This is a genomic window from Streptomyces sp. Ag109_O5-1 (assembly GCF_003814875.1).
In the GTDB taxonomy this organism is placed as follows: domain Bacteria; phylum Actinomycetota; class Actinomycetes; order Streptomycetales; family Streptomycetaceae; genus Streptomyces; species Streptomyces sasae.
This window is the reverse complement of record NZ_RKQF01000001.1, coordinates 3237444-3261451: the sequence shown is the minus strand read 5'-3', so window position 1 is coordinate 3261451 and position 24008 is coordinate 3237444. Positions and strand designations below refer to the sequence as shown.

7 protein-coding genes are annotated in these 24008 nt (G+C 71.1%); all 7 read right to left on the bottom strand.

Going from position 1 to position 24008, the window contains the following annotated elements; genetic code table 11:
- Positions 1–22: 22 nt before the first annotated feature.
- Positions 23–18469, bottom strand: a complete 18447-nt coding sequence (locus EDD90_RS14605) for a hypothetical protein (protein WP_123973439.1) — start codon at positions 18467–18469, stop codon at positions 23–25.
- Positions 18466–18831 (bottom strand): WXG100 family type VII secretion target, encoded by a 366-nt coding sequence (locus EDD90_RS14600; RefSeq protein ID WP_123973438.1) that lies wholly within the window; start codon positions 18829–18831, stop codon positions 18466–18468. Before EDD90_RS14600 ends, EDD90_RS14605 begins: the two co-directional genes overlap by 4 nt.
- A 48-nt stretch (positions 18832–18879) precedes the next feature.
- Positions 18880–19320 carry a YbaB/EbfC family nucleoid-associated protein gene (locus EDD90_RS14595; RefSeq protein ID WP_123973437.1) on the bottom strand — a complete coding sequence of 147 codons (441 nt, stop codon included), beginning with the start codon at positions 19318–19320 and terminating at the stop codon, positions 18880–18882.
- A 61-nt stretch (positions 19321–19381) separates the two neighbouring features.
- Positions 19382–22549, bottom strand: coding sequence for a WXG100 family type VII secretion target (locus EDD90_RS14590; RefSeq protein ID WP_123973436.1), 3168 nt, complete (start codon positions 22547–22549; stop codon positions 19382–19384).
- 89 nt (positions 22550–22638) lie between these two features.
- Positions 22639–23199 (bottom strand): hypothetical protein, encoded by a 561-nt coding sequence (locus EDD90_RS14585; protein ID WP_123973435.1) that lies wholly within the window; start codon positions 23197–23199, stop codon positions 22639–22641.
- Between the two features lie 6 nt (positions 23200–23205).
- The gene (locus EDD90_RS14580; protein WP_123973434.1) at positions 23206–23493 is read right to left on the bottom strand and encodes a WXG100 family type VII secretion target; all 288 of its coding nucleotides are present in this window, start codon (positions 23491–23493) and stop codon (positions 23206–23208) included.
- 54 nt (positions 23494–23547) lie between these two features.
- Positions 23548–23889 carry a WXG100 family type VII secretion target gene (locus EDD90_RS14575; protein WP_185149089.1) on the bottom strand — a complete coding sequence of 114 codons (342 nt, stop codon included), beginning with the start codon at positions 23887–23889 and terminating at the stop codon, positions 23548–23550.
- Between the last annotated feature and the right edge of the window lie 119 nt (positions 23890–24008).

Genomic DNA, 24008 nt, shown 5'->3' with positions numbered 1-24008 from the left:
GTTTCCGGCCGGCGTCGGCTCGTCACTCCTCGGCGGTCCGGGGACGGGGCAGGTCGATCAGGATGTGCGTACGGCGTCGTGCGTTCGTCGGATCCGCGTCCGGTGTGCTGTCGTCGGGCAGCGCGTTGCCCTCGGAGCGCGTTGTGATCTCGATGTCCTCGGGGGCCATGGCGGTCTCCGAGTCGGCCTGGAGACGCGCGAGATGGACTGCCAGCGCCGAGCGGAACATGTCGGCCACGCCGTCCGCGCGCGCCTGTCCGCGCCGGAGCGCCTCGCCGAAGTGCGGGAGACCGCCCCGTAGCCCGTTGGCGTGGCCGACCACCTCGACGCGGGGCGGCGGGAAGCCCGCCCTGACGTTCGCCAGCGAGGCCCATGCCACCTCGGCGGCCAGCCGGTGCACCGTCTCCCGCTGGGGTCCCGTCAGCTCGGACGATCCGTCCGCGAACTCGACCCCTCCGATGGTCAGCCGCTCGTTGCGGTAGGACGGCTGCGGCACGCTCTCCTGCGGCATGCCGTCCAGCGGCGCGGCCTCGTGTGGCGCGGCATGCGGTTGTGGTTGCGCCGTGTGGTGCAGCTCCTGCGGGGGCCGGGGCGCCCGGGGCTGTACGTCCGTGCTGCCCGGCCCCCGGCGGGAGCGGGTCGGCGGGGCCGCGGGGGCGTCGCCCTGCCGGGGATCGTGCACCGACACCGTCGTCCGGCTGCCGTGCTCGGTGGTGACCGTGACCGGGAAGTCGGCCGCGGTCAGATGCGGCTGTGCCGAACCGTGCTGGTAGTTGATGAGGTGGCGGTCCAGCCGGTCCCGGAGTTCCCGGTGGACGGTGTCGGCCCGGACCTGGGCGCTGTCGGGGAAGACCCCGCCCAGCGTGGGACGGCGGTTGGTGCCGCGCCCGGTCACGGTGAGCCGCGGCAGCGGCAGTCCGTTGTGGTGGTTCCACAGCCCGGCGCGCACCACGTGCTCGGCCACGTAGGTCAGTTTGCGCGCCTCGACCTTGTTGATCTGCCGGGAGCCCTGGTCGAACCCGATGTCCACCTGGGGGAGCCGGTGACCGTGCACGATCACGGACGTCAGCGGGTTGGCCTCGGCCGACGGAGTGGAGCTGAGGAGGTCCGCGCTCACCTCGTGCATGGTCTCACCGGGCCGCTGGGAGAACATCCGGAAGTGCCAGAGCTCGCTGCCCTTGGGCAGGTCCGCCGCCTGCTTCATCCGCGCCTCGGCGACCTTGACCGTACGCTCGTACTCCGCCCTGGCGGCCGCTTCCTGCGGACTCCCCGGAGCCGTCGCACCGACTGCTCGCCGCGCGTCCGCCGCCTTGGTGAGCGCGTCGACCAGGTCCAGATGGCGGCCCAGCCTCTTGAGCGTGGCTTCGTCGGCACCCCTCGCCCGCTGACGGTCCAGCTCGTCGCCGACGGCCGCGTGCAGCCTCCGGAAACCGTTCGGCGAGGTTCTGGTGAGGTTCTCCGCCACGACCGATCGCATGGTGCCCGCGATCTGGGCGCGCCGGGCGAAGTTCTCCAGCGTGATCTGGTGCTTGCCGTCCTCACTGGAGAGCACGACGGCGGCGAAGTGGTAGCCGAAGTGGCGGCCCTCCGGCGCGCTCGGCTTGGCGTAGTTGTGCGCCAGGCTCGGGTAGCCGTTCTCGTCCAGCGCGTTGATCGAGTGCACGAGGTAGGTCTCGCCGACCTTCGCCCAGGCGTGCTCGTTGATGCCGATCCCGTGCGCCGCGTCGGAGAGCACGTCGCGTCGCGGGTTGTCCAGCGGGTCGTAGCTCAGCGCGCTGCCGTAGGACTCGCCCGGTGTGGGACCGTCGCTCTCGGCGATGAGCCGGTCGTCCCGCAGCACCTGGCGCGCGGCCCACGACGGATCCATGGGCCCGGTCGGCTCCCGGCCGTCGGCCACCTGGCCGAGAGCCTCCGCGAGGTAGTGGATGCCGGTGACCTCGGTGCGTCCCAGTGCATTGATCGGCCCCGTGGCCACCCCGGAGCCGTCGGGATCCCGGAAGACCACATGTGACGCGGGCACGCCGCCCGACACCATCTGGGCGAAGTCACGACAGACCTCCTCCTCCGACTTTCCGGAGCGGGTGAGGAACTGCGGGGTGACACGGACCAGTTCGCGATGGCCGCCCTTGCCGTCGCCGACGTGCAGCGCCAGGCCGTCCGCCTTGAGCCTCACCAGGCTGCCCGCGAGCGACAACTGCCGGTTGGCCGCTTCGACGGCCTTGGCGGTGGCGAAGACCTGCTGGCCGTAGCCGTACTGACGGTGGGCCAGCGACAGGTCCCCCGAGACATGCAACGGCGGGTGCTCGTCGACCAGTGTCTGCCTCATGCCCTGCGCGGGCACCGTCAGTTGCGGGACGTTGTCGGAGCTTGTCCGGCGGTAGTCGAAGGCGGCGTGGTACATGCCGGTCGGTTCTTCGAACAGCACGGTGTCGGGGGTGGTGCCGATCACCCGGTAGTCGGTGGTCGTCAGCGGCCGGGCCCGGAGGCGGTCCACCAGATCCGTCGGAGACAGCGCCGACTCCGCGGCGTCCCGCGGCGGGTGCAGCTTGCTCGCGTAGTCGGGGCCACCGGGGTCGTGACCCGGTGCCACGGGGTGCGTCACCGGGGCGTGGTCCGGGGACACGGGGGCGGTGTGGTCCTCCGCGGCGGAGTCGTGGCCGAGACCGAGCCCGTCGAACAGGTCCCCCAGGCCGCCCTCGCCGCCCAGGAGCAGCGCCCAGCCGCCGCTCCCCCCGAGCAGGTCGAGGTGTTCGGCTCCGGTCTCCCAGTCGGTCGTGATACTCACATGCGAGTCGGTCGACCACACGGCGGTCCCGGTCCGGGACGCGATGGACTGGGCGAGCCCGTGGTCCTGCCCCCCGGAGACGACCAGCAGGATGTCCTGGCCCTCGCCGCGCAGCGGGTCACGGGCGACGAGTGCGGCGAACTCCTCCGGGTCGGTCACATGGATCGCGCGGCCGCCCGCCATCAGGACGAGGTGGTCCGGGGTCCCCTGCGCGGTGACCACATACGGGTCGTGCCACGGTGCCGGATGCTCTGTCGGCCGCCCGTCCGGACCGGTCACCGTGTACTTCGTCAGGTCCGGCGGGTTCGCCCTCGAACCCGTCCAGTCGCGCCCGGCCGCGTATCCCGACCCGTCGACCAGCGCGGTGTGGTCGTCCAGCGCGTCGTGTTCCGTCACCAGGAAGTGCGCGGCGAGCGCGGAGGCGTCCGTGATCGACTCGGGTCCGGCGTTCGCGGTGAGCGACAGCAGGTGCCGGTAGTCGTCCTCGGTCGGCTCGGTGTCCAGATGCAGCACCTGGCGGGCCAGCGACTCCAGGTGCGTGCGGTCGGCCGTGTCCGCTGTCGCACCGGGCAGATCCATCGCCCGCAGCGTGAGGAGGGCGCCGTGGGCGCTGTCGTACGCCTCCGGGTCGAGTGAGTCGCCGTAGAGGCGGTCCAGCCACTCGTGCTCGCGTGCCCGTTCCTCCGTGTACTCCTCCAGGACCCGCGACCAGTCCTGCTCCTCGTCCCGGTACGTCCCCGGAGCGTCGTGCTCGCTCCGTGGCATGTGCGGGTCCTGGGCCGCGGTCTCGTGCTGCGAGGCCGTGCCGCGGTGCGGGTCGGTCACCGGGTCGACCCAGGCATGGCGCCGGGTCACCGGCGGGGCGGCCGAGCGGGCGTCGTGCCAGCGGGGGTCCTGCGACAGCGGGGTGCGGTCCGTGTGTTGCCGTGCGTCCGGGGCGGGGACGTCGTCGGCGGAGTCCGACGACGTCCTCGGGGGCTCCTGGGTCTCGGGGTGGCCCGCACCGTGGCCCGTGCCGGGCCCCCGGACGTCCCCGACGAGCGCGCCGAGCAGCTGGAGGTGACGGCCGCGCAGCCCGCCCTGGGCGAGACCGTACGGCGCCGGTTGGTGGAAGTCGCCCAGCAGGCTGCCCGGCACCTGCGCGCGGCCCGGCTCCTCGTCGTCCTCGCGGTACTCGTCGCGCAGACCGAGCTGGTGGCCCAGCTCGTGGGCGTACGCGACGGGATCCGCGTCCGGCCACCAGGTGCGCTGGTCCATGGGGCGGTCGTGGCCGGCGAGATCGACGACCAGATGGGGATCGGCGTCCTCGGCCACGCGTTCCACCGTCACATGCAGCAGGCTGCCGTCGGGGAGGCGGTGCCCCGGCCGGTTGTAGTAGTCCTCGGCGCCCTGTTGCAGCCGCTGCCACGGGGTCTCGGTGTCGTGCCCCGAGCCGTCCCGGAAGGCGACGCGCACGGTCAGGTCGGTGACGGTGTTCTCGCCGACGCGGAAGGCGCGCGCGTCGAAGGCGGATCGCACCACGAAGCGCGGTGCGTGGTTCAGGCCGCGACGGGGCGTGACGGTGGTCGGGGTGTGATGGTCGCCGTCGCGGGTCTGCCGGGGCGATGTGTGGTCGGTGGCCGGGGCGTGTGTGGTGCTTGTGGCGCTCGTGGTGGGAGTGGCGGGGGCGGACAGGGGCGCCCTCGGGGCCTTGGGGGCGACCTCTTCGGTCATGACGGGCGGGCGCCGCGTCGGGGCCTGGCTGGCGTCGTAGTGGTTGCGGCCGTTGTAGTACACATCGGCCGAACGGCCGGTGTTCTCCGGTCCGACCGTGCGCAGATGGGCCGTGCCGCCGCCGGTCGACTGGAACGTACGCAGCTGGATGCCGAGGGTGTGGGCCACCAGCGCGGGGAACATCTCGCCCTCGTTGGTGTTCCACGCGTCGTTGCCAGGCACCCAGTTCTCCAGGGCCCTGATCAGCGCCCGGTGCTCCGCCTGCGTCAACGGCCGGTGCAGCGCCGAGTCGACGACAGCGCCGACCATACGGTCATGGCTGTCGATGTAGTCCAGGGGCAGGGGGAGGCCGGAACGCCCGGTGACGTAGTCGAACTGGGCGCGCGGTGCCAGGGCGGTGTCTCCCAGGGTCCAGTTGCCCTGGTGGTCCGTCGTCTCCGGCACCTCGTTGGCCGCCCGCTCGGCCGCTTCCTGCGCGGGGAGATGGTGCGGTGCGCCCATCAGCTCCTCGGTCCGCGCGTCCACGTAGAGATTGCGCAGAGCTTCCGGACGGAGCCAGTCCGGGGACAGGACGTGGTCGACCCCGTTGGCCTTCAACCGCGCCTGGAGGGCGTCGAGGTTCTGGGTCTGCAGTTGCTGCCGGAGCTGGTTCTCCTGGCTGCGGCGGTACAACTCGGTCACGTCGAACGGGAGATGCTCCGCCCGCGTCGTCTGTACGTAGCGCAGCACGTCCTGGCGGAGGGCTTCCGCGGCGCGGCCCAGGGGGCTGTCGGACCTGACGGGGCCTCGCTGGGTGTGTATCTGGCGCAGCACCGCTTCGTGCTGGGTGTGCGCGTTCCCGGAGGAGCCCTGGCGCAGTGCGGCGGGCCAGTGCTCGGGCGGGGTGCTCGCCACCACGGAGTACAGCAGACACCGGCCGTCGCCGGGCACCTGGACGCGGGGCGTCGGCTGCTGGACGACCGTGGACTCCGACGTATCCGGTTTCGTCTGCTGGACGTCGGCGGTGACGTGGTGCGTGGTGGTGGGCGTGGTCTGGCTGGTGGTGCCTGTGCCTGTGCCTGTGCCTGTGCCTGTGCCTGTGCCTGTGCTTGCGGTTGCGGTTGCGGTTGTGGTCTTGGTCGTGATCGTGATCGTGGTCGCATCGTGCGTGGCGATCGGTGCAGGGGTTTCCGGGGCCACCTCTGGTGCCTTCACCTCTGGTGCCTTCACCTCCGGTGCCTTCACCGGAGGCTTGACCACGTCCGGCGTGTCCTCGGCGGGCTTGACCGCCTCGTGCGTCTTCTCGGGTTCCTTGACGTCCTGAGGGGTCTTGGCCGGTGACTCGACGTCTCCCGAAGTCTTGGCCTGCTGCTTGGTGCCCTCCGCGTCCTTCACCTGCTGCGTGGTGTCGTCGGTCTTCTTGGCCGTCCAGTAGTAGACGTGGCCGTCGGTCTGCGAGGTGTTCCCGTACGTGCCGTTCTCGTCGTACTTCTGGGTGGTCAGCCGTACCGGCTGCCGCATCAGCACATGCGCGCCCTTGAGCGTGGCCTTGCCGGGTTCGGCGGCCTCCTTGCCGTGCGGGAGGTCCGGGGGTGCGAGGGTGTGGGTCGGGACGCCGGGCGCGCGGGTCACCGGCGAGCTGCTCTCGAACGTCTGGTCGCGGTCGATCTTCAGGGCGTTCGTCGGGAGGGGAACGACGACGGCCGGGTTCTTGGTGATCACGGGGACGTTCAGGGGCGTCAGGCTCGCGTTGAGACCGTTGCTCGCGGTCGTGGACGCCTCGTGCTCCGTGGAGACGGTGATCTCGTCGCTGCCCGTGTCCCGTGTGGAGATCTCCTGTGCCTCCCCGGTGGGCTGCAGATGGACTTCCAGGCCGGTCCTGCCGTCGGCGCCGAACGGGACCGTGCGATAGCCGTTCGCGGTGTCCTTGAGCTGGTGGAAGACCGTGGGCAGGGTGGACGAGGACAATGCCTGGCGCAGCGACACCTGCTGCTCCAGCGGCAGGCGCTGCTCCCTGACCAAGGGGTTGCCGGTGCCGTCCAGCCGGGGGTCGGAGATGAAGGAGCTGACCAGCTTGTGCGCGGCGTCGGGGGTCATGGTCCCGGCCCAGCGGCCGACCGTCGAGGCGGCCGAGCCCAGCCCCCAGGAAATGGCAGAGCCGGCCTTGCCGAGTGCACTGTCGGACCAGGGACGGGGCGTGGTGAGCACCGTCTGCGCGTGGTCGAGCAGTGCGTCGGGGTTGTCGAACCCCACGAGGTCGTGGGCGGAGTCCAGCGACGCCTGCCAGCGGTCCCGGTCGGCCTGCGAGGCGGTGACCGGCTGCATCTCCATGGTGTTGCCGCCGTCGTGGACCTGCGGCGGCCGTGGCGACTGCGGGCTCGGCTCCGGCCGGCGTGCGGCGGCCTGTTCGGCGGTCTCGGTGAGTGACTTGGGGACGTAGGCATGGACCGGCCACGACGGGTCGACGGGCCGGGGCTTGGCGAGGTTGACGAAGCGTCCGTACTCGGTGCGCTGGGTCACGGTGACCTCGAAGCGCATACGGTTGGAGAACTTCACCGTGTCGCCGAACTTCGACGTCTTGTGCTCGACCTTGGTGGTGACACCGCTGTCCGCGCTCTTGGTCCGGCTGCCCTCGCCGCCGCCGGACGGGGCCCACGCGACGCTGCCCAGACCGGACTTCTTCTCCTCGGCCTTGACCTCGGCCGCGTCCTGGCCGGGCCTGGGCTTGACCACGGGCGCGTAGGACACCCGAAAGTTGCCGTCGGCGCCCAGCGACCAGTTGTGGCCCGTGCCGCCCTTGACCGTCTGCGCGATGGTGACCTTGCGGGTGGTGTCGCCGGTGGAGTGGTCGCCCTCGTCGGTCCATTTGTCCTGCGGGATGCCGCGCACCAGCACCTCGGTGATCACGCGCTGGGTGCGGGACTCGTGGACATGGTGGTCGAGGATGCCCCGGCCCACCAGGTCCTCGTAGTTGGCCGAGAGGTTCTCCGGCGAGAACGTCCCCGCGAACGGCAGGGCCGTCTCCGGTACGTCGGCGGGCGTGTCCAGCCGGCGGATCTGCCGGTCGATCTCGCCGAGGATCTCGTCGGACTTCGGGATGTCGGCGGTGGCCCCGCCGAGCAGTCCGGAGGTCAGCAGCGGCGCCTGACGTGTGCCGGAGGGGGCCGGAGTGCTGGTGTCGCCGGTCCGGTCGCTGCCGAGCTTGCGTACGTCGTCGTCGGAGAGCAGCACGATGACGCGGTGTTTGCTGGTCTGCGGGTCTCCGAGGGTGACGTTGCCCTTCCAGTCCGTGACGCGGCCCTGGACGGTGACGTCCGCGTCCGCCTCGTAGACGTGCCAGGTGCCCTTGTACGCCGCCTTCCGCGACGTGGTCATCTTCTGCTTGACGTTCTCGCTGATGTTGTGGCCGGCGCCGCCCTTGCCCTTGACACCGCCGCGCACCTGAAGGGACGCGTCGGGGCTGTCCTTGGACGGGAAACGCCCGGCGTCGAAGCCGAGTCCCGCCTTGAAGGCCCGGGAGGTCTTGTCCGCCACCGCGGTGGACCCGCTGGACTTGGTCTCGATCTCCAGCTTGCCCTCGCCGGGCAGCGTCTCGTGGAACCTGAAGTTGCTCAGACGCGTCCGGGTCGACAGTCCGATGGTGTCGCGGTTGCGGCCCGAACCGACCTGCTCGTCACCGCTGTTGGCCCACCCGCCGTGCGAGGCGGAGACCATGGACCGCAGGTGGTCCTCGTCGGTGATGCCGTCCAGGGCATCCTTCAGGTCGGGCGTCGACGCCTCGTTCTTCCTCTCGAAGGCGCTGGTCAGCGACCGCTTCGCGGTGTCCCGGAAGTCGTCGGAGCCGGTGACATGGCGGATCGCGTGGCGCTGCGGCAGCACATCAAGCTCGGGGATGGTCCGCGGCGGCGCGGTATCGGTGCCGGTGGTCTCCGGTTTCCGCGCGACCTCGACCGTGAGGCGGCCGTCCGGCTTCACCTGCCTGGTGTGCTGCATATGGGGCGAGGGCGCGTCGGTGGACAGATGTGTGGTGGGCTGCTCCGGGTTCTCGACGCCGACCATGACGTGGTACGTCACCGGGTGGGCGTAGACGTCGGTGTCCGCCTCCAGGGAGAACTGCCGCTTGACCTCGGTCTCGGCACCCGTGGTCAGACCGTGCGAGGGGTTGTGCGCGGTGATGTCGAGGCTGCCGATGGCGAAGCCGCGCGTCACATCCGGGTGGTCCAGCGAACTGCGCACGTTGCCCGCCAGGTTGACGACGTGCTTCGAACTGCGCGTGACGGTCTTGTCGGCCCCGGTCGTCCGGGTGGTCACGGCCTTCGTCGTCGACTTGCCCGAGCGCACGTAGTCGCCCTTGGACGGCTCGGCCTTGATCAGGATCTCGTGGGTCCTGCCCTCGCGCAGTGGCAGATGCGAGCCCTTCAGCGTGATCCGGTAGGAGCCGTCGAGCAGCATCGGACCGGAGTCGCGCAGCCGTGAGGGGGCGAGCTGCTGGCGCAGCGAACGCAGGTTCTCCCATGCCTCGGGGGTGATCCGGGGACGGTTCGCGGTGCTCGCACCGTCGTGCGCCGTGGTGGTGCCGGGGGCGTCTCCGGTTCTCGGGGTCCGTACAAGGAAGTAGCCATCGACCTCCTCCAAGGGCGACGGCCTGGCCGCCCAGGAGGGCGCGGGCAACGACTGGCGCTGGGGGTGGATCGCCTCCGGCGGCGGCAGCACACCGGGCGAGCTCTTCCACATCTCGCGCACGATGTGGTCCTCCAGCTCCGAGGAACCGGGGAAGTCCAGGAACGTGGTGCGCTGGGCCGTGACCGGGCCGGTGAGCCGGCCCGCGTCGAGCGGCGGGTGGTCGCCGGTGGTGGCGGGCGTGGATCCCTCGTGCGGGACGGCGCGCAGCACCTCGCCGTTCTGCGGGTTGATGGTGATGGCGATGTGGTCGGCGGCGTCCGTCGGACGCTGCTCGGAGGGCGGCGGGGTGTGGTCCCCGATCTTCGTGGTGCTGGTGCCGTGCAGCCCGTCGAGCCCCGGCTGCAACCGGTGCCGGATCAGCTGGACCCGCAGCCGTACGTTGGTCGCGACCAGGTCGGCCTTGCCGGAGTGCTCATGGCTGGACTCGGTGCCGATGGCGTTCTTGCCCTTGGTGCCGTGGGTGAGGTTGCTGGAACCCGTGTAGCCGGCGGTACCGGTCAGCCACGTGGACTCGGAGCCGTCCTTGGCCTTCCACACCTGGCCGGTGGCGCCGCCGCTGAGCCCCAGTGACCAGGAACTGTTCTCCGTACGGTTCTGGCCGTGCTCGCCCGTCGACTTCGACCCCAGGGTGGCCTTGTCGTCCACGGTGTGCAGGGCCCGGGAGTCGTCGGGCTCCACCGTCAGTTGCAGCTGGGCCCTGCTGCCGTCGCTGAGCGTCAGCGGCTTCGACAGCAGACCCCAGCCCGAGGCGTGCTCGAACTCGTTGATGACATTGGACGGCTGGAAGAAGTCCTCGATGTCCCGGTGCGCGGTGCCGTCGGGGCGCGCCTCGCGCGGCAGCGCCTCGTAGACCGCGTTCCGTGCCGTGTCGAGCCCGGTGATCGACACCGGGTGGCCGGAGGCGGGCCCGGGGGTCCGGGAGGCCGGTGCGGCGGAGGTGTCCGGCTGGTCCGTGCGTGCGGGGTCCCAGCCCTGCCAGGTGCGCGGCCGGCCGTCGGCCAGGTCCTCCGGCCGGGGCACGTCGGCGCGAACCTTGCCGGTGACGGCGTCATGCGTCCCCTTGGCGCCGAGCTGGATGCCCTGATGGTCCGTGACCTTCACCTGGTAGGTGAAGTCGGACGTGTAGCTGTCGGTCTTGCCGGTGAAGGCGATCTGGTTCGCCGTCTGGGACGACGACTTGACCGTGGTCTCACGGCCGTGCGTGACGCCGCCCAGCTTCCCGGAGGGGGTGACGAGGACCGACAGTTCGCTGTTGACGGGACGGATGACGGTCGGCCCGAACTCCAGGCCCGCCTCGGAGGAGGTCATCTCAATCTTGCGCGGGTCGGAGTCGCGCGTCGACTCGGACGGTACGCCGAAGCCCTCGCCGTCGTTGTCCTTGGCGGCATCGGTCGTGGTGTCGAGGCGCCAGGGGGAGGCGGTGGCCTTCACCTCGACCTCGTAGGGCCTGCCGTCCACGTGGACGGTGAAGCGCCAGCCGCCGTTGACCATCGCGCCGTGTTGCTTGCGGAAGTTGGCGGGATCGAGGGCGGCGTCCAGGCGCTGTACGACGGACGTGTCCTTGCCGTGGCCGCCGAGCAGCGTCTCGACCCGCGTACGCACGCCCTCCGGACCCGGGTCCTCGGTGATCTTCTTGCCGGCGAGGGACTCCGTGTGCCGTCCGTCGAGGACCGGCTCGGGGTCCTTCTGCGGGGGCGCGGGCAGCTTCTCCTTCTCCTCGTCGCCGGAGGTGCTGTCGTCCTTGGCGGGAGTGTGGTCCTTGGCCGGGGTGTGGTCCTTCTCCGGCTCGTCCTTGGGGGCGTCCTCGGTCTTGGGGGCGTCCTCGGTCTTGTCCAGGGTGTGCGTCTTGGGCGCCTCCTGGTCGAGGGGCTCCTGCTGCGGCTTCTCGCGGGGCTCTTCCTTGGTGAGGGTCTGTCCCTGCTCCTCGTCCTTGTGCTGATTCCCCTCGTCCTTGTGCTGGTCCCCCTGGTCCTGGTGGTCGCCGTGGTCCTTGGAGTCCTTGGGCTCCTCGTGATCCTTGGGCTCCTGGTGGTCTTTGGGTTCCTCGTGGTCCTTGGGGTCCTGCTGGTCCCGGCCGCCGCGGGTGTCCTTGTCCGTGCCGTCGTCCGACGGGGTGTCGTCCTTGCGCGACTCCTCCGGAGGCCGGGTCCAGGTGAGTTCGGCGTGGTCGTTCTCGGGGCGGAAGCGCAGCAGCGGTTCGCCGTCGGGACCGTGGTGGGAGCCGACGATCTTGTCGAAGATGGACTTGCTGAAGGGGGAGGGCGGGTTCCAGAACATATGGGCGCCGTGCATGACGGCGATGTCCTTGGTCTGCATCTCCTTGATCAGCGCGTCGTGCTCCTCCAGCGGGATGCGGGTGCCGCCCGGGGTGGAGATGTCGAACAGGTCGTGGTCGCCGGTGATGGGCCGCTGGATGCCGTCCTCACCGATGCCGTGGACCACGCCGTCCACGACGGTGAACTTGTTCTTTTTGTCCAGCAGCGCCATCTTCGCGGCGAGTTCGCGGTATTCGGTGGAGCGCTGGTTGTGGCGGGAGAGGACCTTGTCCCAGTCGCCGGGAGGAACGCTGGCCTGGTCGGGAGTCTTGGGCTTGAAGTAGCCGACGAGTCCGATGTTCTTGGGGTCGGCGCCGAGGTGGACGTCGGCCTCGTTGATGGTCTTGGCCTTGATGTCCTGCGGTTTGGCCATGGCTCCGGCGTCGAGCCATTTGGGTGCGGTGGGGTTGGTCGGGCGGACGTCGATGACCAGGCCCTTGTTCCGCGCGATATCGCGGAAGCCCTTGAAGTTCTTCTCCGGGATGCCATAGGTCTGGCGCGCCGTGTACGAGTTGACCTCACCGGTCTTGAGCGGTTCGGTCCAGGTGAGTTCGGCGTGGTCGTTCTCGGGGCGGAAGCGCAGCAGCGGTTCGCCGTCGGGGCCCTGGTGGGAGCCGACGATCTTGTCGAAGACGGTCTTGCTGAAGGGGGAAGGCGGGTTCCAGAACATGTGGGCGCCGTGCATGACGGCGATGTCCTTGGCCTGCATCTCCTTGATCAGCGCGTCGTGTTCGGGATGCGGGATCCGCGTGCCGCCCGGGGTGGAGATGTCGAACAGGTCGTGGTCGCCGGTGATGGGCCGCTGGGCGCCGCCCTCGTCGATGCCGTAGACCACGCCGTCCTTGACGGTGAACTTGTTGTCCGTCTCGTACGCCGCCATCTTCGCGGCGAGTTCGCGGTATTCGGTCGAGCGCTGGTTGTGGCGGGAGAGGACCTTGTCCCAGTCGCCCGGGGGGACGGTGCTCCGGTCGGGCGTCCTGGGCTTGAAGTAGCCGACGAGTCCGATGTTCTTGGGGTCGGCGCCGAGGTGGACGTCGGCCTCGTTGATGGTCTTGGCCTTGATGGCCTGTGGCTTGGCCATGGCTCCGGCGTCGAGCCATTTGGGTGCGGTGGGGTTGGTCGGGCGGACGTCGATGACCAGGCCCTTGTCCCGGGCGATATCGCGGAAGCCCTTGAAGTTCTTCTCCGGCATGCCGTAGGTCTGACGCGCCGAGTGCGCGTCGACCTCGCCCGGCTTCGGCGAAGTGGACGTCGCCTGTTCCTCGTGCGTCGTCGTGTGTTCCTGGTGCGGCGTGGACCGGTCCTCGTGCGACGTGGTCGCCGGTTCGTGCTGCCGTGTGGGGTCGGAGACCGGGTCCACCCAGGTGTGCCGGCGTGGGACCGCGGGTGCCTGGTCACGCGCGTGCTGCCAGGCGGGGTCGTCCGTCGGATCGTCGTGCTGCTGGTGCTGTCCGTGGCTCTGGTCGTCGGACACCGACGGAGGCAGGTGCTGGGTGCCGTCGTGCGCGCCGGTGTCGTCGGTGGAGGGGCCGGGGAGTTTCGGCGCCACCTGGTCCGAGGAGCCCTGGTCGCCGGACAGGTGCGGCCGGGCGGTGTCCAGGGCGCCGTTGCGCACCAGGGAGTCGACCATCTCGTTCACCGAGCGGCCGCCCTGGAACAGGCTGTACATGTCGTCCGGCACGATCGGCCGGTAGCCCTGCTCCAGCAGCAGCTTGGGCAGCAGGATCTGGACGTTGGAACGGAGGTTGCCGTCCTCGAAGGGGTGGATCACATGCAGTGACCGGACCGTACGGGCGATCGAGGCGAGCTTCGTCCTGTCGTCGACGCCGGGCTCGGCGACCCGCTCGTAGTGCTGGTGGAACACCGTGTCGACGAGACCGGGCGCCTCGCCCTTGCGGTAGTTGGTCGACAGCGCCGGGTTGTTGTGCAGGAAGCGCGTGAGGATGGTGGCCGGCTGCGGCTTGGGCAGACCCTTGGACCAGTCGTGCGTCGTCATGTCGTAGACGAGGGCCCGGTCCCCGACCTTCTCGTCGAAGATGTCGGGGGCCAGTGTCTCGCCGCGCAACGGGAAATGCGTGGGACGGCCGCCGGACCAGTCGAGATCGCGGCCGAGGTGACTCGTCGCCAGACCGTGCATCGTCCGGTACGACGACGCGTCCATCGGCGTTTTGACCGTCTCGGAGTCACCGAGGAACTTCGTGTAGGCCGCGACCATGCCCTTCTGGAAGCCGGGAGAGCGGTCGTGGTCGTAGTACGAGCCGGGGTCGTGCGGGTAGGCGGTCTGTGCCTCGGCGTGGTTCTTGGGGTCGATGTAGAACTTCCACCACTCGTTCTCGGGCAGGTAGTCGTGCAGGGTGCCCGGCTGCGGCCCCCTCGGCGCGACCGACTCGCCGGTGTGGTCCTGCGGGTGGTCCGTTTGGTGGTCGCCGGTGTGGCCCTGGTGGGAGAGCAGATCGTCGTGGCCCGCGGTGAGGGCGCCGAGGAGCTGGAGATGACGGTCGCGCAGGCCGCCGTGGGTGAGTTCCTGGTGCTCGGGGCGCTGGTGGAGGTCGCCCAGCAGGCTGCCCGGGATGTGCGGGCGCTGCGGTGCGGTCTCGTCCGCGTACTCGTCGCGCAGCCCCAGCTGGTGGGAGATCTCGTGCGCGTACTCGACGGGCTTGGCCCCCGGCGTCCAGCTGCGCTGGTCCATGCCGTGGTCGCCGCCCACCAGGTCGACGGTCAGGTGCGGCTTGTCGCCGGGGCCGACGCGCTCGATGGTGACATGCAGCCGGTCGCCGTTGGGCAGCGTGTACTTCGGGTCGTTGAAGTACTGCTTGACGCCCTGCTGCGCCCGCTTCCAGGTGTCGTCGGCGTTGTGCAGGCCCGAGCCGTCGTCGCGCAGCGCCACGCGCACGGTCAGATCGGTGTACGGGGTGTCGCCGACGGTGAACCGCCGCTGGTCGAAGCCGGAGCGCACCACATAGCGCGGGGTGCGGTCCAGCCGCATCCGGGGCGGCGGGCCGGGACTGCGCAGGTCGTCCAGTCCCTTGGTGCTGGGCACCGGATGGTGGCGGGGATCGGTCGAGTCCTCGTCCGACCGGCCGGACTCCGAGCCGGACTCCGAGCCGTCCTCGGAGGGGCGATGGGCGACGAGTTGCTCGTTCCCCTGGTCCTGGCGGGGCGGCTGTTCCTCGTGCGGCGGCCGCGAGCCGGTGTCCGGTTTCGTCCCCTGCTCTTCAGAGGAGTGCTGGTCGCGGGTGGGGGAGTGGTCCGCGGGGACCTTGACCGCGTTCCCCTCCGCGGAGGTCCCGCCGTGCGCGGGCGTGGTGTGTTCGTCGGCCGGTGCGTGCTCCTCGGCCGGTGTGTGTTCGCCGGTGGGCGTGTGCTCGTCGGTGCCGCCGTGCTGGTCGGTTCCGGTGGTGATGCGGTCGAGGTGGCCCTGGGCCTCGGGGTTCCCGGTCTGCTGCGCCAGCTCCTGCCGTAGCGTGCTGGTGCGTTCGTCGTACGTCTGGTGCGCGGACAGCTCCTCGCGCACCTCGTCGATCCGGCGCCCGGTGTCCTCGGCAGCGCGGGAGTCGCCCCCGAGGAGCTGTTCGGTGCGCTGATCCCGCAACTGCTCCAGCCGGTCCGTCAGTTCGCGCACCTGGTCCTGGCGGTCCTGCTCGCGCCGGCCCAGGTGCCGGTCCAGCTTGTCGAGGGCGTCCTTGGCCTCCCGCTCGCCGGTCGCCTCCTGAGCCTGCCGGCGCAGCTCGGCGGCGCGGGGGTCCCCCTCCCCGTCGTGGAGCGCGTCGAGGCGCTCGCGCAGCTCCTGCTCGGTGGGGTGGTGGTCCTCGGAGGTGTCCGACTTGAGCCGGTCGAGCCGCTGCTGGAACTGCTGCTCCTCGCGGTGGTCGTGGAGCTCGCGCAGCGCGCGGTCGGCCTCGTCGGCGGTGGCGGCCCGGTCGACCTGCTCGCGCAGTTCGCGCTCGCGGTCGTCCGCACCGTCGTTGAGGGCGTCGAGACGGCGGCGCAGGTCCTCCTCGCTGCCCCGCTCCGGGGCGCGCTCCGGCGTCGGCTCGTCCGACTTGAGATGGTCGAGGCGCTGCTGCAACTCCTGCAGTTCCCGGTGTTCCTGCAAGTCCCGCAGCGCGCGGTCGGCCTCGTCCGGCGTCCTGGCGTTGTCGAGCCGCTCGTGCAGCGCCGCGGTCTCGGGATCGGACTCGGCGGAGGAACGCAACCGGGCCAGCCGGTCGTGCAGTTCGGCGTCTCTGCGAAGGTCGTCCAGCTGAGAGCGGAGCCGGTCGGCGGTGGGCCCGTCGGTGGTCATGGCGAGGCGCTGCCGTACGTCCTCGACGTCCTGGTGGAACGGGCGCGGCGCGTCCTGACCGGTCAGCGTCCCGGAGGGGACGTGGCTCTCGACGTACGCGGAGTACTCGTTGAGCCTGCTGTCGAGCAGGTCCGGGTCTCCGGAGCGGCGCGCCTCCTCGACCGAGTCGACCTTGCTCTGCCACTCCTCCTTGGAGCCGGTGAGGTTGGTCAGCCGCTCGAAGCCGCCCTGCGCGTGCGTGTGGAACGCCTCGTAGCGCCGGCTGGTGGTGCGCGTCTCCACATGGGCCCGGAAGTCGGCGAGGTGCTGTCCGGCGCGGTCCCAGTCGCCGGACGCGGTGGCCTCCTGGATGGCGCGGGTGTACGTGTCACGGTCGTCCTTGGACATCCCGGCGGTACGCGCGGTGCGGTCCAGATCGGCGGTGCGCTGCCTGATCCCGGCGTCGGGTGAGACGGGCCGGGTCGTCGGCGGGGACGGGGCCTGGTGCAACGGGGTCGGCGGGTCCGGGTCGTGCGTGGGCACGACGAGGGTGTCGAGCTGCCGGAGCTGCTCGTCCGTGCTGCCCGGTGAGCGGTCCTCGGGGGTGCCGTCCTGGTGGTCCTGCGGGTGCGGTGTCGCACCGGGCTCGTGCTGCGGGACGTCCGGCAGGACGGGCGTGTGTCCGTCGCCGGTGGACTGCCGCACCGGAGGCGTCGACGGCTCGTGCTGCGGGGTGTTCGTCCCGCTCCCGGTGTCCGCGCGCGGGCGGGGCGCCCGGGGCGCGACTTCGTCCCCGCGCGTGCCGTTGTTCGTGGCGGGGGAGTGGCTGGTGCTGGTGCTGGTGCTGGTGCCGTTGCTGGTGGCGGTGGACGGACGCGGCTGTGGGGCCGCGGTGGATTCCTGGCGCGGGGCGGACGACGACTCCACGCTCACGGTGGGACGCGGGGTGCCCCCGGACTCGGTGGACGGACGGTTCGTCCCGGTCGACGGGGCCTGCGGCTGGGTGGTGCCGGTGGTCGGCGTCTGCGACCGGTCGGTTCCGGTGGTCGGCGTCTCCGGCCGCGCGGACACGGGGCCGGGAGCCCGCTGGGTGTCCGTCGCGTTGCCGGGGGTCTGCGGACGGTCGGACACGGTGCTCGGGGTCTGCGACCGGTCGACCACGGAGGCGGGCGGTTGCTGACGGCCCGTCACCGCACTGCCGCTACTGCTCGATACGTACTGATGATCCGTCACGGAGCCTGAGCCCTGGTGTCCTTGGGCCACCGTGTCGGGCGCCGGCGTGTTCTCGTGCGGCACGGACGTCACGGTGTGGTCGGTCCCGCCGTGGCCGTTGGACGTGGTCTCGAAGCCGGGCAGCCCGCCGGAGCGCCCTGTCTGCTCCGGGACACCGGAGGACGTGTGCGGCGCGGGCGCGGACTCGGTGGGGATGTGCGGGGCGGTGTCGCCCGTGCCGCGCGTGGCGCCCTCGGCCGTGCTCGGGCCCCTCGACTCGGTCGTCGGACGGCTGGTCCCCAGTCCGGACGTCCCGCCGCGGTTGCCGCCGCTGGTGGAGTTCGTGCCGGTGGTCCCGCGCGATGTGCCGTTGCTCCCGGAGGTGCCGCGGCCCGAACCGGCCCCGGTGTCTCCTCGGGTCCCTCCCGTATGCGTACCGCCCGTACCCGTGTCGACCACGCCCGTGCCGCCGGTACCGGTTCCCCGCGTACCGCCCGTGCCCGAAGTGTGGGGCACGTCCGTGCTCAGGTTCTTGTCGAGGCCGGTCGTGCCGAGACCGTTGCTCTTGCCGAGACCCTCGCCCTTGCCCAGGCCGCCGGTGTCGAAGTTCTCGGCCCCGGGGAAGCCGGACCCGCCCTCGGAGGGGACCTTCGGGAGGTGGATGTCGGCCGTGGACGGCAGATGGACGTCCGGGGTGTGGATCTCGGTGTGCTCGTCGCCGCCGAACCTGCGACGGCCTCCGCCGCCGCCCATCGCGCCGATGATGCCCGAGGTCACGGCGGCGCCCATGTCGTTCTCGCCGCCGAAGATCTGCTCCATGACCTCGGTGGTGACGACGCTGGAGACGCCGCCGATGACGCCCTTGCCGATCAGCGAGGCCGCGAACTTCGGCGCGAACGCCGAGCCGGCACCGGAGAAGATGCCGCCGATCGCACCGCCGATCGCGCCGCCCTCCACGGCCTGCAGCGTGGCCGCGGTGTCCCACTGGGTGCGGTCGCCCTTGAGGAACTGGATCCCCTGGATCACCGCGTCCATGCCGACCATGAACCCGACACCGGTGGCGATCGAGATCAGCAGCCGCTTCAGCAGCATCTTCACGATCATCCGCACGCCGGTGACCAGCGCCGGGATCACCTCGGGCGCCCAGAAGGCGAGTTCGGCGATCTCGACCGCCAGCCAGATCAGCTGCGCCAGGATCATGTACTTCGCATACTCAACCTGCAGCCCGGTGTTCTTGCCCAGCTTGCCCAGCTGACCGGCCGCGTCGGCCATGTCGGGGAGATTGGACTTCAGCTGCTGCGTGAAGTTGGAGAACTCGTCGGCGACCTCGCCGCCGATGCTGTGCAGCACACCACTGGTCGCGGGATCGATCTCGCGACTGATGGCGGTCAGCTGCCGGGCAGCGTCCTCCCATGCCTCACCGAGGCTGCGCAGCTTGTCCTCGTCGCCCTTGGGCCAGTCCTGGCCGACGGCCAGCTTGGCGACCCAGCCGAGTTCCGGGGGCAGGTTGATGCTCATGACTTGGTGTTCTTCACCCGGGACTCGGCAGGGTGGACCTCGGTGGCTCCCAGGCGTTTGGTCGCCTCGATGTTCTGGTCCTCCATGCGTTCGAGGTTGACGGCCATCGTCCGGATGCCGTCGTGCATGCTGTCGACCAGCTGGCCCATCTGCCCGGTGCTCTCGATGATCTGCTTCCTGGGCGTGGCGTACTGCTCGTAGAACTGCCGCCCGGAGGCGTCGTCGCCCCAGCAGTCGCCCAGTTCGCCGAGCCGGCCCTCCAGGCTCTTGCCGATGTCACGGAACCGCGCGGCCAGTTGCTGCACATACGGCAGCTGGTTGCGCAGCCCGTCGGTGTCGACGTAGAACTCGCCGTCAGCCATGTGTTCCTCCCGAGGTCGTGTGGTCGTGTCGGGGTGCGGAGCCCAGGGTCACCGGGCGCCGTCGTGCCGTGCGTCCGGGCGCCCGCCCGCGATGTACTCGCGCACCGACTCGGGCATACCCGGCTCGTCCTCCAGCAGCGCCGTGGGGTCGACCCTGCCCTCCACCAGATCGGTGATCTTCACCCCGGCCGGCAGCCCGAGCGAGCTGACCTCCGCGACCGCCTCCAGGGCGTTGGCGCGGGCCTGCCGGATGGTCGTCAGCAACGCCTCGGACAGTTCCTTCGGCGTCATGCGGTGGTACGCGCCGGTGGGGAACTCGATCGCGGTGACCTCGCCCTGCGCGTTCACGGTCGCCTTGACGGTCTGCCGGGGGGCGGTCGCCGTGCCGGTCACCTCGTTGATCCGGCGCCGGGCCTCGACGGCCTCCGTGCGCTGTTTGCGGTACAGCGCCAGCAGGTCCTCGATCTCCTCGTCGTAGGGGCTGGTCATATGAGTCTCCTTGGGTGCGGCGATGGTGCGCAGGCGTACGGGCGCCACGGGGCGGGCGGCGTCACAGGACCGCTCCGGCCCCGTCCGAGGCCGCCGAACCCCAGGTGTCGCCCTCCTGGACCAGCAGGTCCGCGATGCCGCGGCTCGGCTGCTCCTCCTCCGCGGCCTCCGTCTCGTCCTCCACCGGCTCGTGCGCGGGCAGTTCCGCGGTGAGTTCCGAGGGGTCACCGGAGAACGAGCGCAGCGGCACGGCGGGGATGACGGTCTCCGCGGGGGCGGTGGCCGCCGACCGGTTGGGCCGCCAGGTGGACAGCCGGGGGCCGTCCGCCTCCTCCTCCAGCGGGGCGGCCGCCCGGCCGGTCCAGGTCTGCTCGTCCTCCGAGGTGTAGCCGGGTGCCTGGACCTCCTTCTCCTCCTCGGTCGGCACGGACCACAGCAGCGGTACGAACGACGACCCCGAGCTGTCCCACGCCTCGGTGTCCTCCGACTCCGGGTCGCCGGACGGTGCCGGCGCCACCTGGCCGTCCGGCAGTTCCTGCTGGTACTCCTGCTGGTGCTCCGGCCGGCTGGGGTCCTCGGAGACCAACCGCTGCGGCGGTACCGGACCCCTCTCCGTGTTCCCGTCCTCGCCCGTCGGCCGCGGCGGCACGGGCTCCGTCGTCTCCCCGTCGCCGTCCCCGTCCGCCGGGTCCCCGGGACCGGAGTCCGCGGACGCGGACGACGTCCGGCCCCGGCCGCCGCCCACCGGCAGCAGGATCACGGCCGCGTCGTCGTCCCGGTGCCGGTGCCGTCGCTCGGCGGGCGCTGCTCCGGAGTCCGCCGAGCCCGCGACGGCGGTGGTGCCGGCCGCCGCCACCGCCGCCGAGCCCAGCAGCGCGGCGGGCAACGCGCTCTCGCCCAGACCGTCGTGGGCGCCGACGACCGGACGGTCGCCGTCGGGGTCCGCCTCCGGCGACCAGGGCAGCGTGTCGGGCGCGAGCAGGCCCGAGGCGTCGGGCCGCTCCTCCTGCGGACCGGGGGAGGCGGCGGCCGTGGCCGGCATCATGCCGGGCACGGCGGGTTCGCCCACCGCGGGGGCGGCCGGCTCCTCGGCCGCAGCGGCGGGCGCCACCGGGTCTGCCGCCGGCTGCGGTGCGATGGGCAGCCCGTCCGAGCCGATCATCACGCCCTCGGGGATCGCCTGCGCCGCGACCACGCCCGGCAGCACGAGGCCCTCGCCGCCCGCCTCGGTACCGCCGTCGATCTCGTCGGGGACGCCGGGCTCGCCGGTCCACGGCTCGGTGTCGGGTTCGAGCAGCCCGGAGGCGTCGCTCGGGTCGGCGGTCCCCGGGCCGGCGGCGGGGCTGCCCCCGGCCATGCCCGGCATCATCGGCATACCGCCCGCGCCGAGGGTCTCGCCCTCCGCGGCGCCCAGCGCGCCGGGGAGTGCCTCGGCCTCCTCGTCGAGAGGCAGTCCCAGTCCCTCGCCGCCTGCCAGTGCCCCGCGCCCGCCGATCTCCTCGGAGGTCTCGGGGTCACCGGTCCAGGGTTCGGCCTCGGCGTCGAGGAGGCCGCTGGCGTCGCTGGGGTCGACGGTGCCGTTGCCCTGGGGCGTGCCGCCGGCGCCCATGCCGGGCATCATCGGCATGCCGCCGGTGCCCAGTCCCGTTCCGACGCCCTCGTCGGTGCCGAGGCCGCCGGGGAACGCCTCGGCCTGTTCGTCGAGGGGCAGTCCGAGTCCGTCGCCGCCGGCTTCGGCGCCCTTGCCGCCGATCTCGTCGGCCACACTGGGGTCGCCGGACCAGGGCTTGGCGTCGGCGTCGAGGAGGCCGCTGGCGTCGCTGGGATCGACGGTGCCGTTGCCCTGGGGCATGCCGCCGGCGCCCATGCCGGGCATCATCGGCATGCCGCCCGCGCCGCCGGCGGAGAGGCCCTCCGAGGATCCGGCGAGATTCGGCGACTCCAACGCGTCGCTCAGCGACGGCGCGTTGAGCCCGTCCGGCAGGCCCGACTCCGTACCGAGGCCGCCGGGGAACGCCTCGGGGGAGACCGCGCCGAGGCCGTCCCCCGCGCCCAGGCCGCCGGTGCCGCCGACGCCCGTGTCTCCGGGGAACCCCTCGGGAGAGGTGCCGTCGGCCCAGCTGGAAGGGTCCTCGGAGAGGTTGCTGCCCAGCGGCAGTTCTCTCCCCGTGCCGGTGTTCAGGCCGCCCGGGAAGGGGGTGGCCGCGAGGTTCGCAAGGCTGGGAGCGCCGTCGAGGTTGCTGCCGCCGGGGAACGCCGTCGGGTTGAGCGCCTGGTCCAGCGCGCTGGGATGGAGGGTGTCGTTGCCCAGGCCGTCTCCGAGACCGTCCAGCCCGGGCGCGTTGCCGTCGACTCCGGTGCCGCCGGTGAACGGGGCGGGGGTGGCGAGCGCCTCCGTCGGATCCAGTCCCGACAGGTCGGGTGCCCCGGTGCCCGAGGTGTCGGGGGCTGAGAACTGCTGCGGGTCCTGCGGATTGACGTTGGGCAGATTGCCGGAGTCGGTCAGATCGGGGGTGTTGACGTCCGGGACGTTGTTCGGCACATCGGGGTTGTTCGTGGGGCTGGTGACCGGCGGCGGGGTGTGCACCGAGTCGATGGTGACCTGGTACTCGCCCGCCAGGCTCTTGAGGACCGCGCGCATGTCGCTGGTCATCATCTCGACCAGCTCGGGCTTCTCGTGGATCGGGATCAGACCGTTGCTCATCGGCTTGACGCCCATGCGCACGGCCTGGTTGGCGTACCAGGTGTCGATGTCGGCGATCTTGACCTGGGCGTTGTACAGGTTGACCGAGTTGTCCGCGAGCTGCTGGGGGACGGAGTTGCCCGCCTCACCGCCGGACAGCACGTCGGACGTCGCCTTCACCTGGCGGGAGAAGGTGTTGATCATGTCGAGGAAGGCGTCCGCGGCGTCGCCCTTCCAGGGGCCGTTCTCCCCGGCCAGCGCCTTCGCCTGGTCGGCGATGGCCTTGGCGATACCGGAGAGCACCACCTGCGCGTTCAGGAAGTGGCCCGCCGCGTCCATCAGGGACTGGGGGTCGGAGATGCCCTTCGCGCGCTCCTGGTTCGAGGCGGAACCGGTTCCGGCGGACATGCCGTTGATGGCCGCCATGATCTGCTTCCAGTCCCACGAGTTGTAGTCGTTGATCGAGCCCGGATCGGTTCCGGGATCGCCGAAGACACCGTCGCCGCTGTCATTGAACCCGCCGGTGTTGTAGTCCGGGCTGCCCATGTGTTCCCCAGTCTCCTGCTCACGCCTCGGTCAGGGGCCCCCGCCGTCCCCCGGTGCCCGACGGCACCGGGGGACGGGAGGACCGCCGGTCAACTTGCTCCGCCGCCGGACCCGCCGGCGTCGGTCACCAGGCTGGTGAAGTCACTGGTCGTGGTCTGCATGGCGTTCTGCAGATCCGTGGCCTTCATATGCCCGGCGTCTTCCAGGGTGGTGTACTGCTGCGCCAGCGCCTTCACGCCGTCGCGCAGATCGCCCAGGCCCTGGGCGAGGTCCTGGAAGACCTTGATGTACTGCTCCTTCAGCCCGGCGTCGGCGTTCGGACCGTTGACCTTGGTCCGGATCTGGTTCGCGTGGTAGAACGCGCCGGGTTCGACCTGCACCTTCTGCAGGACGCTGGCGGCGTCCCGCGTCGGCTGGATCAGCTTGTCGATGTTGTCGGCGAACAACAGCATCGACGGCGTGTCCACGCTGGTACCACTACCGGGGTTGCCCGAACCACCGGGCACGTTCGGCGGGTTGAAGGTCGAGGCCGGGGGCACGCTGCCGTGCCCGGCCGCGATCGTCGTGCCGCCGTCGTAGTGCTGGGGTGTCGGAGCGGGCGACTGCTGATGATGGTGCTCACTGGGGTCGTACGCTGGGCGGTCTGCCATCTCAGATCACCCCCAGAGCTGAACGCCCTGGCGCTCACCGCTCGAGTAGTACTCGTTGATGGTGCCGAGCATCTGGGTGGCGGCGGCGGCCTTCTGGGTCATGTCCGCGGCGGCCGCGTCCCACTGCGCCTTCACCTGCGCGTAGGTCTGCTGGGCGTCGCTGGTCCACTCGCTCAGGTGCACCTTCGCCTGGTTGTCGAGGTCGGCGAGGGTCTGGTTGATGCGCTGGGTGATGGAGTTCATCTCGCCGACGATGTAGTCGACCTGCTCCATCTGGACGGTGTACGTGGCCATCTTCTGTCCGGCTCCTTCGTGGGGGCGGCTGGTATGTCGGTCGGTGACGCTGTGTCAGGAGGGGAAGCCCGGCAGGCCGATGTTGCCGGAGGCCATCTGCTGCGCGACCTGCTGCGCCTGCTGATGGGTGTTCTCGTGGGTGTTGGCGTAGACGTTGGTGTTCTGCGCCAGCTTCTCCAGCATGGTGCGCAGCGCCTGGTTCACCTTGTCGAAGTCGTTCAGCCACTCCTGCATGGCGTTGTGGTAGACGTTCGCGGCGTCGCCGCTCCAGCTCGCCCGCAGACCCTCGATCTGGCCGTCCATCTGCGCGTAGGAGCCGGTGGTTTCGTCCAGGGCGGTCTGGAAGCTGCCCTGGGCGGCGGTCATTCCCTGTAGTTCGACTGACGTCAGTGCCATGGTGTGGTCCTCTCTTGTCCTACGGCGTCGGCCGGAGCCGATGACAGCGATGTCGCTCCCGGGTCGGGAGCACATCCGCGCCGGATGGTGGGGGGTTCACCCGCCGGCCGCCGCATCGC

What these genes read in the sequence shown, in the direction of transcription:
- EDD90_RS14590 (WP_123973436.1), bottom strand. Translation starts at nt 22,549, where the DNA reads ATGGGCAGCCCGGACTACAACACCGGCGGGTTCAATGACAGCGGCGAC.
- EDD90_RS14605 (WP_123973439.1), bottom strand. Translation starts at nt 18,469, where the DNA reads ATGAGCATCAACCTGCCCCCGGAACTCGGCTGGGTCGCCAAGCTGGCC.
- EDD90_RS14585 (WP_123973435.1), bottom strand. Translation starts at nt 23,199, where the DNA reads ATGGCAGACCGCCCAGCGTACGACCCCAGTGAGCACCATCATCAGCAG.
- EDD90_RS14575 (WP_185149089.1), bottom strand. Translation starts at nt 23,889, where the DNA reads ATGGCACTGACGTCAGTCGAACTACAGGGAATGACCGCCGCCCAGGGC.
- EDD90_RS14595 (WP_123973437.1), bottom strand. Translation starts at nt 19,320, where the DNA reads ATGACCAGCCCCTACGACGAGGAGATCGAGGACCTGCTGGCGCTGTAC.
- EDD90_RS14600 (WP_123973438.1), bottom strand. Translation starts at nt 18,831, where the DNA reads ATGGCTGACGGCGAGTTCTACGTCGACACCGACGGGCTGCGCAACCAG.
- EDD90_RS14580 (WP_123973434.1), bottom strand. Translation starts at nt 23,493, where the DNA reads ATGGCCACGTACACCGTCCAGATGGAGCAGGTCGACTACATCGTCGGC.